We start from the raw sequence: 15,463 nt of genomic DNA, 5'->3' as shown, positions 1-15,463 counted from the left end.
TCGGCGCTGACGAACCGCCGCCCGCGTGCCAGACTGATTGATCGGGACCGCGTTATCTTTTTTGCTCCGGAGTCTTCATGTCGTTGTCCAGCGGGCTGATCGCCGTGGTCGCCCTGGCCTATATGGCCGTCATGTTCGCCATCGCCTTCTACGGCGACCGTCGCAGCACGCCGTTGCCGCCGCGCCTGCGTGCCTGGGTGTACAGCCTGTCGCTGGCGGTGTACTGCACCAGCTGGACGTTCTTCGGCGCGGTCGGCCAGGCGGCCGAACAGCTCTGGGCGTTCCTGCCGATCTACCTCGGGCCGATCCTGCTGCTGATCTTCGCGCCGTGGGTGCTGCAGAAGATGGTGCTGATCAGCAAGCAGCAAAACATCACCTCGATCGCCGACTTCATTGCCGCCCGCTACGGCAAGTCGCAGTCCCTGGCCGTGGTGGTGGCGCTGATCTGCCTGGTCGGCGTGCTGCCCTATATTGCCCTGCAGCTCAAGGGCATCGTACTCGGCGTCAACCTGCTGATCGGCGCCAACGCCGACGCCACCGGCACCCGCGTGCAGGACACCGCACTGGTGGTATCGCTGGTGCTGGCACTGTTCGCCATCGTCTTCGGCACACGCAGCCTGGATGTCACCGAGCACCACCGCGGCATGGTCCTGGCGATTGCCTTCGAGTCGCTGATCAAGCTGTTGGCATTCCTCGCCGTGGGCGTGTTCGTGGTGTTCAACCTGTACGACGGCTTCGACGACCTGTTTACCCAGGCGCGCCAGTCGGTGCAGCTGGACAACTACTGGCAGGAAACCATCAACTGGCCGTCGATGGTGGTACAGACCGCCGTGGCGATGATGGCGATCATCTGCCTGCCGCGGCAGTTCCACGTCACCGTGGTGGAGAACATCGAAGCCCAGGACATGCGCCTGGCGCGCTGGGTGTTCCCGCTGTACCTGGCCCTGGCTGCGCTGTTCGTGGTGCCGATCGCCCTGGCTGGGCAGATGCTGCTGCCGGGTACGGTGATATCCGATTCCTTCGTCATCAGCCTGCCGTTGGCCGAAGCGCACCCTAGCCTGGCCCTGCTGGCCTTCATCGGCGGTGCTTCGGCCGCCACCGGCATGGTCATCGTCGAGGCCGTGGCGCTGTCGACCATGGTCTCCAACGACATGCTGCTGCCCTGGCTGCTGCGCCGCAACAACGCCGAGCGGCCGTTCGAAGCGTTCCGCCACTGGATGCTGTCGGTGCGCCGGGTGACCATCGTGGTGATCCTGCTGCTGGCCTATGTCAGCTACCGCCTGCTCGGCTCCACCGCGAGCCTGGCGACCATCGGCCAGATCGCCTTTGCCGCCGTCACCCAACTGACCCCGGCCATGCTCGGCGCGCTGTACTGGAAGCAGGCCAACCGCCGTGGCGTGTTCGCCGGCCTGGCAGCGGGCATCTTCCTGTGGTTCTACACCCTGGTGCTGCCGATCATCGCCCATAGCCTGGGCCTGTCGCTGGGGCTGTTCCCGGGCCTCGCGTGGCTGCACGGCAACCCACTCAACCTGCCGATCAGCCCCTTGACCCAGGGCGTGGTGCTGTCGCTGGCGGGCAACTTCACCCTGTTCGTGTGGGTGTCGATGCTGTCGCGCACCCGCGTGTCGGAACACTGGCAGGCCGGCCGCTTCATCGGCCAGCAGACCAGCGCCCGGCCCAGCAGCAAACCGTTGCTGGCGGTGCAGATCGAAGACCTGCTCACCCTCGCCTCGCGCTTCGTTGGCGAGGAGCGCGCACGACAAAGCTTCATCCGCTTCGCCTATCGCCAGGGCAAAGGGTTCAACCCCAACCAGAACGCCGACGGCGACTGGATCGAGCACACCGAACGCCTGCTTGCCGGCGTGCTCGGCACCTCCTCGACCCGTGCCGTGGTCAAGGCCGCCATCGAAGGCCGCGACATGCAGCTTGAGGACGTGGTGCGCATCGCCGATGAAGCCAGCGAGGTGCTGCAGTTCAACCGTGCTTTGCTGCAGGGCGCCATCGAGAACATCAACCAGGGCATCAGCGTGGTCGACCAGAACCTGCATCTGGTGGCGTGGAACCGCCGCTACCTGGAGTTGTTCAACTACCCCGAGGGGCTGATCAGCGTCGGCCGGCCGATCGCCGATATCATCCGCTACAACGCCGAGCGCGGCCTGTGCGGCCCGGGCGAGGCGCAAGTCCATGTGGCGCGACGCCTGCACTGGATGCGCCAGGGCCGTGCCCACTCTTCAGAGCGGCTGTTCCCCAACGGCCGGGTAATCGAACTGATCGGCAACCCGATGCCCGGCGGCGGCTTTGTCATGAGCTTCACCGACATCACCCCATTCCGCGAGGCCGAACAGGCGCTGCGCGACGCCAATGAACGCCTGGAGCAGCGCGTGGCCGAACGTACCCACGAGCTGTCGCAACTCAACCAGGCGCTGTCGGAAGCCAAGAGCCAGGCCGAAGCGGTAAGCAAGTCCAAGACCCGCTTCCTGGCTGCGGTCAGCCACGACCTGATGCAGCCGCTGAACGCCGCAAGGCTGTTCTCCGCGGCCTTGTCGCAGCAGGCCGAAGGCATGAACGAAGAGGCCCAGCAGCTGGTGCAGCACATGGACAGCTCGCTGCGCTCGGCCGAAGAGCTGATCAGCGACCTGCTGGACATCTCGCGCCTGGAAAACGGCAAGATCACCCCCGACGCCAAACCCTTCGCCCTCAACGAACTGTTCGACACCCTTGGCGCCGAGTTCAAGGTGCTGGCCGCCGAAAAGGGCCTGGAGTTCCGCCTGCGCGGCAGCCGCCTGCGAGTCGACAGCGACATGAAGCTGCTGCGCCGGGTGCTGCAGAACTTCCTTACCAATGCCCTGCGCTACGGCAAGAGCCCGATCCTGCTAGGCGTACGCCGCCAGGGCGAACACCTGTGGCTGGAAGTGTGGGACCGTGGCCCGGGGATTGCCGACGACAAGCTGCAGGTGATTTTCCAGGAATTCAAGCGCCTGGACAGCCACCAGACCCGCGCCGAAAAAGGCCTGGGCCTGGGCCTGGCGATTGCCGACGGCCTGTGCCGGGTGCTTGGCCACACGCTGGAAGTGCGCTCCTGGCCCGGCAAGGGCACGGTGTTCCGCGTCAAGGTACCGATTGCCCATCAGGCCGCGGCAGCACCGAGCGCCCCGGTGGAAACCGCGAGCCAGCCGTTGGCCGGCTTGCAGGTGCTGTGCGTGGACAACGAAGACAGCATCCTGATCGGCATGAACAGCCTGCTCAGCCGCTGGGGCTGCCAGGTGTGGACCGCACGCAACCGCGCCGAATGCGAAGCGCTGCTGGCCAAGGGCATGCGCCCGCACCTGGCGCTGGTGGACTTCCACCTGGATGACGGCGAAACCGGCACCGGGCTGATGGGCTGGTTACGTGCGCGCCTGGGCGAGCCGGTGCCCGGCGTGGTGATCAGCGCCGACGGCAGCAAGGAAACCCTGGCTACCGTGCATGGCGCAGGCCTGGATTACCTGGCCAAACCGGTGAAACCGGCGGCCTTGCGCGCCCTGCTCAATCGCCATCTGAGCCTGGTTCAGTAACCGCCTCGTCGGCCAGCGCCTCGTCTGACAGTGCCCGCTCCAGCAGCTCGGCCGGCAGGCTCTTGCTGGCACGCGCACCGAGCAGCTTGAGCTGTTCGCTGCGGCTGACCAGGTTGCCGCGCCCTTCGCACAGTTTGTTACGGGCTGCGGCGTAGGCCTTGTCGACCTGCTGCAGGCGGTTGCCGAGTTCGTCCAGGTCCTGGATGAACAGCACGAACTTGTCGTACAGCCAACCGGCGCGCTCGGCGATCTCGCGGGCGTTCTGGCCCTGACGTTCCTGCTTCCACAAGCTGTCGATGACCCGCAGGGTGGCCAGCAAGGTGGTCGGGCTGACGATCACGATCTGCCGGTCGAAGGCTTCCTGGAACAGGTTGGGCTCGGCCTGCAAGGCTGCCGAGAAAGCCGCCTCGATCGGCACGAACAGCAGCACGAAATCCAGGCTGTGCAGGCCTTCGAGACGGTTGTAATCCTTGCTCGACAGGCCTTTGACATGGTTACGCAGCGACTGCACGTGCTGCTTGAGCGCGGCTTCGTCATTGCTGCCGACAAATTGCTGGTAGGCGGTGAGGCTGACCTTGGCATCGACCACTACTTGCTTGTCGCCGGGCAGCATGATCAGCACGTCAGGCTGGAAGCGCTCGCCGTCGGCGCTCTTCAGGCTGACCTGGGTCTGGTATTCGCGGCCTTTCTCCAGGCCAGCATGTTCCAGCACCCGCTCGAGGATCAGCTCGCCCCAGTTGCCCTGGGTTTTCTGGCCCTTGAGTGCCTGGGTAAGGTTGGTGGCTTCGTCGGACAGGCGCAGGTTGAGTTGCTGCAGGCGCTCCAGCTCCTTGCCCAGCGAGAAGCGCTCGCGGGCTTCCTGCTGGTAGCTTTCCTCGACGCGCTTTTCGAACGCCTGGATGCGCTCCTTGAGCGGGTCGAGCAACTGGCCCAGGTGCTGCTGGCTGGTCTGGGCGAAGCGTTGCTCGCGCTCGTCGAAGATTTTCGTGGCCAGGTCGGCGAACTGGGCGCGCAGGGTGTCACGGGCCTCCTGAAGGTCTTCCAGGCGCTGCTGGTGGCTGTCCTGTTGTTCGCGCAGCTCGGCTTCCAGGCGCGCGGTCTGGGCCTCCAGGCGACGCAGTTCGGCTTCGCGATTGGCGCGTTCGAGGTGCCAGGCGTGAGCCGCATCACGGGCATTGTCGCGGTCGATCTGCAGCAGCTCCAGTTCACGGCCTTGGGCGGCCAGTTGAGTCTGCTTGACGGTGTTGGCTTCGCTGAGGTCGCTGACCTCGTCGCGGCTGGCGTCCAGTTGCGCCTGCAGGCCGGCCTGAGCCAGTTGCGCACTGTTCAGGCGCTCCTCGAGCAGGGCCAGCTCGCCCTGCCGCGCGCCGTGACGGCGCTGCACCTGCATGACCCACCCCAGGCAAGGCAAGGCCCCTGCCACCAAGCCCAGCAGAATGCTGGTCATATCCACTGTCATGCTTACCCCGATCACACTAATGCGCGTTGAGTGCAGCTTATCAGTCTGCCCGGTCGGGCGCCTGTTCCGGCGCATCGGCCTGGAACAGCCGCGCGTACTCCAGCTGCGCCCGCAGGTCCCCGGCCCGCGCCGCCTGACGCAGCAGCTCGTGGCCGATGCGGCGGTCCCGGGCATTGCCGCAATCACGGCAGAGCATCTGCCCCAGCCGGCTCTGCGCAACTACCACGCCTTCACGCGCAGGCTGCTTGAGCAGGCGCCCGGCGAGGTGCTTGACCTGCTGCTTGTCACCCAGGCGCGGGCTGTCGAGCAGCCAGAGGGCCACTTTCAGGGAAAAGCGTTTGGGCGCAGGGGCTGATGAGGCAACAACGGGGCTAGCGAGGGATTTACCGCGAAACTTCATGACCGACAGGGATGGCAACTCGAAAGGCGCGCCACTCTACTCCTTTTTTTTGTGCATGGCCTGTCGATTTCCGGAGGACTGAAATTTTTTTCGATGATTTTTTCTTGACGTTTCCGAGTGGATGACTGGCTGCTCGGTTGGTGCCTGTCGATTGTCGGACAGATCTCTGATTTGCTGGCACGCCCGTCCTAGAGCAAGCGCTCGGGACAATCCACAGTTCCTGTGGATAACTCGGTGGACAACCCCTCCAATGAGCCCGCAAACCCCCGTGAAATGGGGCTTACAGTCAAACTGACGATTTTTTCACCAGCAAAAATTAGTGTTTTTTTTCATTGACTTAAGGTGCCAGTCAAGTCATTGGCGAGCCTGAACCGGGCTGTTGCCGGGCTGTTACAAGTCACGCCTCGAATGTGAACAAGTGCACCGAAAGCCTGCGTTTGGATGCACGAAATTGGCACATCGGGCCGGTTGGAGGCCAGTTGCCCCCTCTTCCCATCAGGCGAAAGACGCGCCATACTGCGCGGCTAGCCTGAACAAACGTACAAAGCTTGCAAAGGCGTCACATTTTCGGTAAGGTGCGCCTCGTTAGTACCAAGCTGAAAGTCAATTCTGGCCAGAAGCGTCCTTGCAGCCCATCGCTCTCCCGAACGATCGCTGCTGAAACCAGGACCGGCCCCCTCGATGATTCACTCGCCAGCCATGCGCTGCTCAAGCACGAATCAAACGGAAGATTGATCAGGATTCCACCCCGATGGCCTAGAACCTTGGCCCCGGCGTGCTGCCTGCCTTCTGAAGTACCTACCAGTCAGCCCAAGCGCCCACACATTGATTGCGCTCTCTCTGGCTGCCCTGTTCCAGTCAGGTTCGTTCGTCCCTTAATAAAGGCGTCACTGGAACGTTTCTATCATGCACGGATCATAACCCCGTGTTTAAAGCAGGAACCTCCAAATAACATGCAAACTCATCATCAAATTCAGGCTGCCATTGGCACCCTCTCCCAAGCCTTCTCGCCGTTGAAGTGCCTTATCGTTGCCCCACGCAAGGGCAGCTTCAGTTTCACCCTGGTGGACGAGCACGGCATCGCCTGCCACACCGAACGCCTGTACCCCGAACAGTACAGCCGCTCGGAACCTCTGCAGGCGGTAATCGCCCGCACCCGTCAATCGCTCACCGCGTGAGTGGCGAATATCGGGGTATTCAAAGGCTGAATGGCACCTGCCACGGGCTGCCTGATCGTTCTTGGCCTAATTGCCGCAAGGCATATAGCGCAGGGCAGCAGGCAGCAATCGATTTAAAAACAGCCCTTTACACCACGATTATCACACTACACTTCAACTCGAGCGGTCCTTACCGCTTCCGGCGGGCCTGACCAATTACCAGCTGCCAAGCTCCAGCGCCCGTCGGCCCTTTACTGCTCGAGGGCATCATGGGTATCGCGGCGAGTGAATTGTGTCAGTATGTGATCCGACCAACCCTGGTCTACCTGAATCGTCATTGCGCCAGCGCCGAGGCCCTTCTGTTGGGTATTGCGGCCTGCCAATCGGCACTCGGTTCAGCCTTGCACGACCGCCGCGGCCACGGCCTCTACCGCATTGGCGAAAGTCGTCACCAGGCCGTCTGGGACCACTTTCTTGCCCGTGACCCGGAGCTGGCCAGCCTGGTACGCGGCCTGGCCAGCCAGCACGCCTTCCTTGGCGGGCCGCACCTGGAGCTCACGGTGAACTTGCGCTACTCCACCGCCATCGCCTGGATGCTCATTGAAGAGCAGGCCACGCCGCTGCCAGCGGCCGACGACCTGCTCGGCCTGGCACGTATCTGGCGGCAGATTTTCCACCCTCAAGGTCGCCTGCGCGACTTCACCCAGGCCTGGCAATTGTGCATTGAGCAGAAATTGCCACAGGCATCTTAAGAAGCGTCCTACGCCATTACCGGAAAAAAGGGAATTTTGGTCGGATTGTCCTACAAAACCGCTCTATCTCCTGTGATATGGGCTATAGCGCGGCGCGTGATTTGTTGGTAGCTTTTCGCCCCGGAGATCACAAGGAGTTTCTAATAATGAAAAAAGCAATGCTCAAAACCTCCCTCGGCGTAGCCGTTGCCCTGGCATCCAGCCAACTGTTCGCTGCCGGCTTCGCACTTAACGAACAAAGCATCAGCAGCATGGGTACCGGCTTTGCTGGTCGTTCTTCTTCTGCCGAAGACGCGAGCACCGTGTATGGCAACCCTGCCGGCATGTCGCGCCTCAAACGCCAGGAAGTGACCGTGGGCGGAGCAGCAGTAATCGCCAAGACTGACATTTCGGGCCCGGGCAGCCGCCCACTGCCAGGCGAAACCGACGGTGACATGGTGCCTACCGTTGGCGTCCCAATGGGCTACTACGTGAAACCGATCGATGAGCACTGGAGCGTCGGCTTTGGTGTTTACGTCCCATACGGCCTGGTGACCGATTATGGCAGCGGTGACGCCGCTCGCTATTGGGGCAAGAAGAGCCACGTCGAGGTCATCACCTTCCAACCTACCGTCAGCTACGCCTTCAACGACAAGGTGTCGATCGGTTTCGGCCCGACCATCAACCGTATCAAGGGCGAACTGGGCTCGAACACCATCAACCCGCGCTCTCCAGGCGTGAACGATGGCGAAGTGAAGATCAAGGGTGACGACACTGCCGTTGGTTACAACATCGGGATCCTGGTGCAGGCCACCGACCGCACCCGCGTCGGCCTGACCTACCACTCCATGGTCGACTACAAACTGGAAGGCGACACCAAGATCAACAACGCCCTGATCGGGCCTTTCAGCGGCAGCAAGTTCGATGCCACCCTGAAGATCAAGACGCCTGAGTCGGTGGACTTCTCGGTCACCCACGAACTGGACGACCAGTGGACCCTGTATGCAGGCAGCACCTGGACCCGCTGGAGCCGCCTGGAGAACATCACTGTCAACAACGACGTCCCGGCACCGCTGAGAGCCCAGTTTGGTACCATTACCGAAGAGCAGAACTGGCATGATACGTGGGCTCACGCCATTGGCGCCTCCTACAAGGTGAACAAGGAGTGGGTTCTGCGTACCGGCTTCTCCGTCGACCAGTCGCCAACCAACAACACTGACCGCTCGCCGCGCATTCCTACGGGTGATCGCAAGGCGATCAGTATTGGCGCTGGCTGGAGCCCAAGCGACGACATGACCATCGACGTGGCCTACTCCTACCTGTGGGAAGAGGACACCAAGGTCAACCTGGCAAGCCCAACCAAGGGTCGCTACCAGGCCAAGTACGAGAACAGCGCACACGGTATCGGTGCCTCGCTCACCTACCGCTTCTGATTCGTACAGCAGCATGAATAAACCGCCCTCGTGGCGGTTTTTCATGCCAGCACTTGCCAGCTGTCGCCCAACGGCTCACGCAGGTAGTCCATTGGTGCGCCCTAACGACGCCCCATCTACGGGTGCGAGGCTATCGCCTTCTCGATCGCCGCCCTGAAGGCGGGATCATCAGGCTTGGTCAGGCTCGAAAAGTTGCCAATCACCTTGCCCTGGCGATCCACCACGTACTTGTAGAAATTCCACTTCGGCGCACTGCTCTGATGCGCCAGCTCGGCAAACAGCGGTATCGCATCCTGGCCGCGAACCGCCTGGGTCTTGGTCATGGTGAAGGTCACACCGTAGTTGGCGTAACAAACCTTGGCCGTCTTCTCACTGTCGGCGTCTTCCTGCTTGAAGTCGTTGGACGGCACACCGAGCATTTCCAGGCCCTGCTCGTGGTACTCCTTGTAGGTCGCTTCCAGCCCTTCGAGCTGCGGCGCAAAACCGCAATAGCTGGCCGTATTGACCACCACCAGCGGCTTGCCGCCGAAGCGCTGGCACAGATCGACCTGCTCCTTGCCACGCAATTCAGGCAAGCTGCCCTGCAACAGCGCCGGGCAATCGGCAGCCCAACTGGAACTGGCGGCCAGCAGAACCAGCAACGGCATCGTCAACCATTGGGCACGCATGATTCATTCCTCCTGCAAGACAATCCTTGAACTTGCAGGGTAGCGCTTAACAAACGCTCATGCCCAGTTGCATCAACGCCATCCCACCCCGCTGCCAACCCCACCACACCAGCGCCAGCAACAATGCCGCAGCCGCCAGCAGCAGCCCGCGGGCCAGATAGCGGTTCATGCCGCCTGTACCTGCAAGCGGGCGACCGGCCGTTCACGCACCGGCCAGTTGAGCGCCGCTGCCAGCACGCTGAGCAAGATCGAGATCTGCCAGACCAGGTCATAGTTGCCGGTCTGGTCATACACCACGCCACCCAGCCAGCCACCGAGGAAAGCGCCCAACTGGTGGAACAGGAAGACGATGCCGCCGAGCATCGAAAGGTTGCGCACGCCGAATACCGTGGCCACGGTGCCATTGGTCAAAGGCACCGTGGAAAGCCACAACAGCCCCATGGCGATACCGAACAGGTAGGCGCTGACCTGAGTCACCGGCACCCACAGGAACAGCGCAATCACCACGGCACGCAGCAAATACAACGCAGTAAGCAGGCGTGGCTTGGACATGCGCCCACCCAGCCAGCCAGCGGTGTAGGTACCAACGATGTTGAACAGCCCGACCAGCGCCAGCACCGTGGTACCGGTGGTCGCCGGCAGGTGCTGGTCGACCAGGTAGGCCGGCAGGTGCACGCCAATGAACACCACCTGAAAGCCACAGACAAAGAAGCCCAGGGCAAGCAGCCAGAAACCGGAGTGCGAGCACGCTTCGCGCAGCGCCTCGCCCAGCGTCTGCTCCGCACCATGACTGGGCAGCGGGCGCTCACGCAGCAGGCCGACAAAGGGCACGATCAGCGCCACCAGCAAACCAAGCACCAACAGCGCCGACGACCACCCCAGCCATTCGATCAGGCCGAGGGTACCGGGGAGCATCGCAAACTGGCCGAAGGAACCGGCAGCACTGGCGATACCCATGGCCATGCTGCGTTTTTCCGCTGGCACAGCGCGGCCGACCACACCGAGGATGACCGAGAACGAGGTGCCAGACAGGCCGATACCGATCAGCAGGCCCGCGCTGAGTGACAGCGACCAGGCCGAATCGGCGGTACTCATCAACAGCAGGCCAGCGGCATAGAGAATGCCACCGATAATCACCACCCGCGCCGCACCCAGGCGGTCAGCCAGCGCACCGGCAAACGGCTGCGCCAGGCCCCAGATCAGGTTCTGCAGGGCGATGGCAAAGGCAAACACTTCACGGCCCCAGCCAAAGTCGGCACTCATCGGCGCCAGAAACAGGCCGAAACCGTGCCGCACACCCAGGGATAGCGCCAGGATAAACGCGGCCCCCACAAGTACCCACCCGCTGGTTCGCCACACCGAAGTCATTGTCGTTATCTCCAGCACATCGCAAGGTTGTACGGGTATATACCCGCTTCTAGTCGTAATGATTCAGGCAAGCCGCTCCAGCAAACGCACAAGCTCGTCACGCTGCCCATCACCCAACTGCTCGACCAGCATCGATTGCGCCCGCTCCCAGGCAGGATGGGCCGCTTGCAAACGTGCAGCTCCCGCCTCGGTCAGCAACACCATGCGGTTGCGCTGGTCATCGCCATCAGCGAGGGCTACCAGGCCTTCGGCCTCCAGCACGCGCAGGTTACGGCCCAAGGTACTGCGCTCCAGGCCCATGGCCTCGGCCAGCGTGGTGATACTGGGGCGATCGAGCCGCTGCAGGTGACGCAACAGGGAAAACTGGGCGACATTGATGCCGAAGCCGGCAAGGGCCTCGTCGTAATGCCGGCTCACCCCGCGGGCGGCGCGACGCAGATGGGTGCAGATGCATTCACTGGTCAACATGAATACGTGTATATACCCGCACCCGGGGTGTTGCAAGAAGTTTCAGTCTGCCAAACGTCGCCGAATCGGCTCGAACTCAACTGTGGCCTTGCGTGCCAACGGGTCGGGAGCACCTTGCTCGATCGCTTGCCAATACCGCCACGGCACCTTTGCCGATCCCAGTTCGTAGTCCATGCCATCCCAGTTGTCTTCGCGGAAGCTGTAGAACGCCCAGTGCAACCGATGCCGGTCCATGACCGAGAGGACATCTTCCAGATACTCGCTGCAACCGGGCAGCCGGCGCATGCACCCGAACTCCCCCACGACCAGCCGGGAACGTGGCAGCTTCATGCGCTCCATCCAGGCTAACGGCAGCTCCAGAAACTGACGAACCCGTTCGGCATCCCATTGCTGGATTTCACCCGCGAACGGCACCAAACCGGGGTAATCGATTGGGACCTTGCGCGACAGGTTCGGCGCACTGGTGGCCGAATAGGGCTCATACATGTGCACGCTGTAGAGCACGCGATCATCCTGCAAGGGCACTTGCCAGTAACCAAAGGCGTCGGCGCTGGCGTACCAGCCGGCGTCGACCATTATCGGGGTCTTGGCATCCACTTCGCGTATCGCCGCTATCAATTGCGTGTAGAGCGCAGGCAGGTCACGCGCCCCACTCCGTGCCTGGGCATACCATTGCTGCATGCGCTCAGCCGAAGCGTGCTCCGCCAGACCGCCAAATTTCTCGGGGGCAGGCTCGTTGACCAGGTTGTAGGCGGCGATGGCTGGGTGGTCTTTCAGCTCCTGGGCCAGATCTCGCCAGAAGTTGGCCGCTTGCCGGGCGTATCCATTGCCTTGCCACAGACGGTCATCGAACTGCCCCTGGTTGTTTTGCGACCAGCGCATGCCCGGCAGCGATAGCGGCGCAATGACCACCTTGAGCCCTGCCCTGTGGGCGCGATCCAGGGTCTCGCGCAGCTGCTTGAGGTCGGCGGCGGCCAGTTGCTCATACCGGTCCGCATTGCCCAACAGAAAGTCACGCTGCGCCGGCTTCCACTTGTCGTAGGACAGCCGTACCCAGCTCGCGCCGTATGCACTCAATGCATCGAAGTAGGCCTGGTCCGGCGGCAAACGATTGAAGCTGTTGCCGCCGTGGCGCGGGGTGTTCCAGAAGTCGATCAGGTCGGCTGCCGTAACGGCGCCGTTGACGGCGACCAGCAACAAGGCCAGCAGGAGTCGTCGCATTGTCCATGCCTTCGCGATGGAAGAGAAACCGCGAGCATAGACAGCTGCAGAAAATGCGTCATTTCCTGAATTTTTTCAGCGATTTTCCGAAAATTGACAGCAAAATTAATCCGTAAGGAATTTCGCCAGGCACTGTAGGACTATTCCTAAATCGCCAAGCCCAACAACACAGTCAGTTCGAGAATCTCCAGCATTGCGCCTGCGGTATCACCCGTGGTCCCACCCAGACGCTTGCACATCAAACGGCGCAACCCGAAGAACACAGTGATCGCCGCCAGCATTGGCAAAATCGCGTGGGTCCCCCCCACCAGCAAGCACAGCAGCAGGCTGGCCAGCAGAACCCACACGGCCGTACGCCGCGGCAAGTGCTCGGCCAGCGCCTGCCCCAGGCCCACGCGACGCACGTATGGCGTGCCGAGAAACAACCCGAGCATCGCCGCCCGCCCCACCACCGGCGCCAGCAGCAAGGCCATGCCCGCGCCCTGCTCCACCAGCACCCACAAAGCGCAGAACTTCAGCAGCAACACCAGCACCAGAGTGACCACGGCAATCGGCCCGCTGCGCGGATCTTTCATGATCTGCAGCGTTCGCTCGCGGTCACCGAAGCCACCCAGCCAGGCATCGGCACTGTCGGCCAGGCCATCCAGATGCAACGCGCCACTGAGCAACACCCACAGTGTCAGCAACAGGGCCGCGTGCAACGGCGCCGCCGCACCTTGCAGCAGGTGGCTGGCCAGCCACAGCAACAGGCCGAACAGCAACCCTACCAGCGGGTAGCACAACAACGATCGGCCCATTTCACGTGGTTCGGGCATCCCCGGCAAACGCACCGGCAAGCTGCTGAGGAACTGCAGGGCAATCCAGAACGGCAACATGTCAAAGCACCTCGAGCATCGCGCCATCTTCGTCCACCGCCAGGCGCATCAGGGCGCCATGGCCAACCTCGACCTGCAGCAACTGCGCTCTCGGCAGCCCGCGAGCACGTGCCAGCAGCAGCCGCATGACGCCGCCATGGGTAACCAGCAGCACGCGCTTGCCGGCATGCTGCTGACGCAGGCGCCCGACGGCAGCCAGAACTCGCTCGGCAAAGGCAGCGACGGGCTCCCCAGCGGGCGGTGTGTAGCTGTACGGGTCGGCCCAGAAACGCCCAAGCTCGTCTGCTTGCGTTTGCATGATCTGCAGGGCATTGCGCCCTTCCCACTCGCCAAAGTGCAACTCTTGCAAATCGGCTTCGAGCTGAACCGGCATGCCCAACTGCTCGGCAAACCGCGCACAGCGCTGCAATGGCGAGCTGACCAGCACATCCCAGGGGCCTGCACCTGCCAGCGCTTCACGCATCTGGCCCCAGCCTTTGTCGGTCAAGGCATCGTCCAGGCTGCCACGCAGGCCGCCGCCCTGCTCGGTTTCACCGTGGCGCAGCAGGTCGAGGATCATGCCGGGCGGTCCGCCACCGCTGCTTCGGCGAAGGTCGCCATTTGCCCGTGCAGGGCGCAGGCCAGGCGCATCAGCGGCACCGCCAGGGCGGCTCCACTGCCCTCGCCCAGGCGCAGGCCCAGCGCCAGCAAGGGCTGGGCCTGCAGTGCCGCGAGCAGGGCCTTGTGCCCAGGCTCGGCGCCCTGGTGAGCGAACAGCAGCCAGTCTCGGCTCTGCGGATTGAGGCGCACCGCCAGCAATGCCGCGACGCTGCAGATGAAACCATCCACCAGCACGGCAATACCTTGCTGGGCGCAGGCCAGATAGGCACCGGTCAGTGCAGCGATCTCGAAGCCGCCGACACAGGCCAGCGCCTGCAGCGGCTGGTCGGCGCGCAGGCCGTGCAGCATCAGGGCGCGCTCGATCACTTCGGCCTTGTGGCGAACACCGGCGCTGTCCAGGCCGGTACCCGGCCCGCTCAGCTCACGTGCCGGGCAGGCCAGCAAGGTACTGGCCAGCGCGGCAGCGGCAGAGGTGTTGCCGATGCCCATCTCGCCACCGATGAACAGCTGCGCGCCAGCGGCCGCAGCACGCAAGGCGCTGTCACGCCCCGCCTGCAAGGCTGCCTGCAGTTGGGCATCGGTCATTGCCGGCTGGCGGGCGAAGTTGGCGGTGCCAGCGCCGAGGCGCAAGTGCAGCACCCCTGGCAGTTCCAAATCAGGGTCGATGGTGCCCAGGTCGACCACTTCAAGGCTGGCCTGCAGTTGGCGCGCCAGCACGCTGATCGCCGCACCACCACCGACGAAGTTGCGCAGCATCTGCCCGGTGACTGCCTGCGGGTAGGCCGAAATACCTTCTTCAACCACGCCATGGTCGCCCGCGAAAATGGTGATAGCGACCTGATCCAGAGTCGGCCGCTCGCGGCCTTGCAGGCCAGCCAGTTGCACGGCCAGGCCTTCCAGCTGACCGAGCGAACCGGCAGGTTTGGTCAGCTGCTGCTGACGGGCGCGTGCCTGGTCCATGGCGGCGTTGTCGAGGGGTTGGCAGGCATCACGCCACCAGGCTTGGTTCATAGAGCGGGTCCTTTGAGCATGAGAGGTAGGCCGGCCACGGTCAGCACCACGCGCTGGCAGCGTTCGGCAACGGCCTGGTGCAGCCAGCCGGCCAGGTCGACGTAACGGCGGGTCAGCTCGCCCATGGGTACCACGCCCAGACCGGTTTCGTTGCTGACCAGGATGATTGTGCCGGGCAAATGCGCCAGGCAGTCGAGCAGCGCATCGCGCTCAGCGGCCAGCCGCTGCGGGTCTTCGAGCATCAGCAGGTTGGTCAGCCACAAGGTCAGGCAGTCCACCAGCAGGCAACGGCCTTCAGCAGCTTCTGCACGCAGCACGGCAGCCAGGGCCAGGGGCTCTTCGATCAGCCCCCAGTCGTCGGGCCGACGCTGGCGGTGCAGGCGCACGCGCTCGTTCATTTCACCATCGAGCGGCTCGCTGGTGGCGATGTAGGTGACCGGCAGGCCGCTGTCGCTGGCCAGTTGCTCGGCCAGGCGGCTCTTGCCCGAGCGGGCGCCGCCGAGGATCAGGTTGCGCAT

General features: G+C 63.3%; 14 protein-coding genes and 1 pseudogene. 4 read left to right on the top strand and 11 right to left on the bottom strand.

All coding sequences use genetic code 11. The features are described 5' to 3' along the window. Positions 1–77: 77 nt before the first annotated feature. Positions 78–3,554, top strand: a complete 3,477-nt coding sequence (locus ABE528_RS15125; RefSeq protein WP_152954147.1) for a hybrid sensor histidine kinase/response regulator — start codon at positions 78–80, stop codon at positions 3,552–3,554. Here the strand turns inward: ABE528_RS15125 and rmuC are convergent. Beyond that, entirely contained in the window at positions 3,526–4,899 is a 1,374-nt protein-coding gene (rmuC, locus tag ABE528_RS15120; RefSeq protein WP_178120022.1) for a DNA recombination protein RmuC, read from the bottom strand. The genes ABE528_RS15125 and rmuC overlap by 29 nt on opposite strands. A gap of 172 nt (positions 4,900–5,071) precedes the next feature. Further along, positions 5,072–5,413, bottom strand: a pseudogene (locus ABE528_RS15115) (sel1 repeat family protein); the annotation flags it as partial. A 953-nt stretch (positions 5,414–6,366) separates the two neighbouring features. Between ABE528_RS15115 and ABE528_RS15110 the strand changes: the two are divergent. The 3 genes from ABE528_RS15110 (at position 6,367) to ABE528_RS15100 (ending at position 8,734) form a co-directional block, all read left to right on the top strand. Next, complete coding sequence (locus ABE528_RS15110; protein WP_152954144.1) at positions 6,367–6,591, top strand: hypothetical protein; 225 nt, start codon at positions 6,367–6,369, stop codon at positions 6,589–6,591. Positions 6,592–6,839: 248 nt separating this feature from the next. Beyond that, entirely contained in the window at positions 6,840–7,322 is a 483-nt protein-coding gene (locus tag ABE528_RS15105) for a hypothetical protein (RefSeq protein WP_152954143.1), read from the top strand. Between the two features lie 146 nt (positions 7,323–7,468). After that, positions 7,469–8,734 (top strand): outer membrane protein transport protein, encoded by a 1,266-nt coding sequence (locus ABE528_RS15100; RefSeq protein WP_152954142.1) that lies wholly within the window; start codon positions 7,469–7,471, stop codon positions 8,732–8,734. A 116-nt stretch (positions 8,735–8,850) separates the two neighbouring features. On the opposite strand, the gene ABE528_RS15095 is transcribed toward ABE528_RS15100, so the two are convergent. The 9 genes from ABE528_RS15095 to cobU all read right to left on the bottom strand — a co-directional run bounded on the left by ABE528_RS15095 (position 8,851) and on the right by cobU (position 15,463). Beyond that, positions 8,851–9,402 (bottom strand): glutathione peroxidase, encoded by a 552-nt coding sequence (locus ABE528_RS15095; protein ID WP_346653371.1) that lies wholly within the window; start codon positions 9,400–9,402, stop codon positions 8,851–8,853. 46 nt (positions 9,403–9,448) lie between these two features. Beyond that, positions 9,449–9,571 carry a hypothetical protein gene (locus tag ABE528_RS15090; RefSeq protein WP_256592168.1) on the bottom strand — a complete coding sequence of 41 codons (123 nt, stop codon included), beginning with the start codon at positions 9,569–9,571 and terminating at the stop codon, positions 9,449–9,451. Next, a complete protein-coding gene (locus tag ABE528_RS15085; RefSeq protein WP_346653397.1) occupies positions 9,568–10,761 on the bottom strand; it encodes an MFS transporter in 1,194 nt (397 codons plus the stop codon). Before ABE528_RS15085 ends, ABE528_RS15090 begins: the two co-directional genes overlap by 4 nt. Positions 10,762–10,833: 72 nt before the next feature. Next, entirely contained in the window at positions 10,834–11,238 is a 405-nt protein-coding gene (locus ABE528_RS15080; protein ID WP_152954139.1) for a MarR family winged helix-turn-helix transcriptional regulator, read from the bottom strand. A gap of 42 nt (positions 11,239–11,280) precedes the next feature. Next, positions 11,281–12,393, bottom strand: a complete 1,113-nt coding sequence (locus tag ABE528_RS15075) for a cellulase family glycosylhydrolase (protein ID WP_346653396.1) — start codon at positions 12,391–12,393, stop codon at positions 11,281–11,283. A 212-nt stretch (positions 12,394–12,605) separates the two neighbouring features. Next, complete coding sequence (locus tag ABE528_RS15070) at positions 12,606–13,334, bottom strand: adenosylcobinamide-GDP ribazoletransferase (RefSeq protein ID WP_346653370.1); 729 nt, start codon at positions 13,332–13,334, stop codon at positions 12,606–12,608. Position 13,335: 1 nt separating this feature from the next. Continuing rightward, the gene (cobC, locus tag ABE528_RS15065; protein ID WP_152954136.1) at positions 13,336–13,893 is read right to left on the bottom strand and encodes an alpha-ribazole phosphatase family protein; all 558 of its coding nucleotides are present in this window, start codon (positions 13,891–13,893) and stop codon (positions 13,336–13,338) included. After that, complete coding sequence (gene cobT / locus ABE528_RS15060) at positions 13,890–14,945, bottom strand: nicotinate-nucleotide--dimethylbenzimidazole phosphoribosyltransferase (RefSeq protein ID WP_152954135.1); 1,056 nt, start codon at positions 14,943–14,945, stop codon at positions 13,890–13,892. The genes cobC and cobT overlap by 4 nt, the downstream gene beginning before the upstream one ends. Beyond that, positions 14,942–15,463, bottom strand: a complete 522-nt coding sequence (gene cobU / locus ABE528_RS15055; protein WP_152954134.1) for a bifunctional adenosylcobinamide kinase/adenosylcobinamide-phosphate guanylyltransferase — start codon at positions 15,461–15,463, stop codon at positions 14,942–14,944. The genes cobT and cobU overlap by 4 nt, the downstream gene beginning before the upstream one ends.

It is taken from the genome of Pseudomonas sp. TWI628 (assembly GCF_039673865.1).
Taxonomy (GTDB): domain Bacteria; phylum Pseudomonadota; class Gammaproteobacteria; order Pseudomonadales; family Pseudomonadaceae; genus Aquipseudomonas.
The sequence above is the reverse complement of the archived record's forward strand: the minus strand, read 5'-3'. Positions and strand labels throughout refer to the sequence as shown.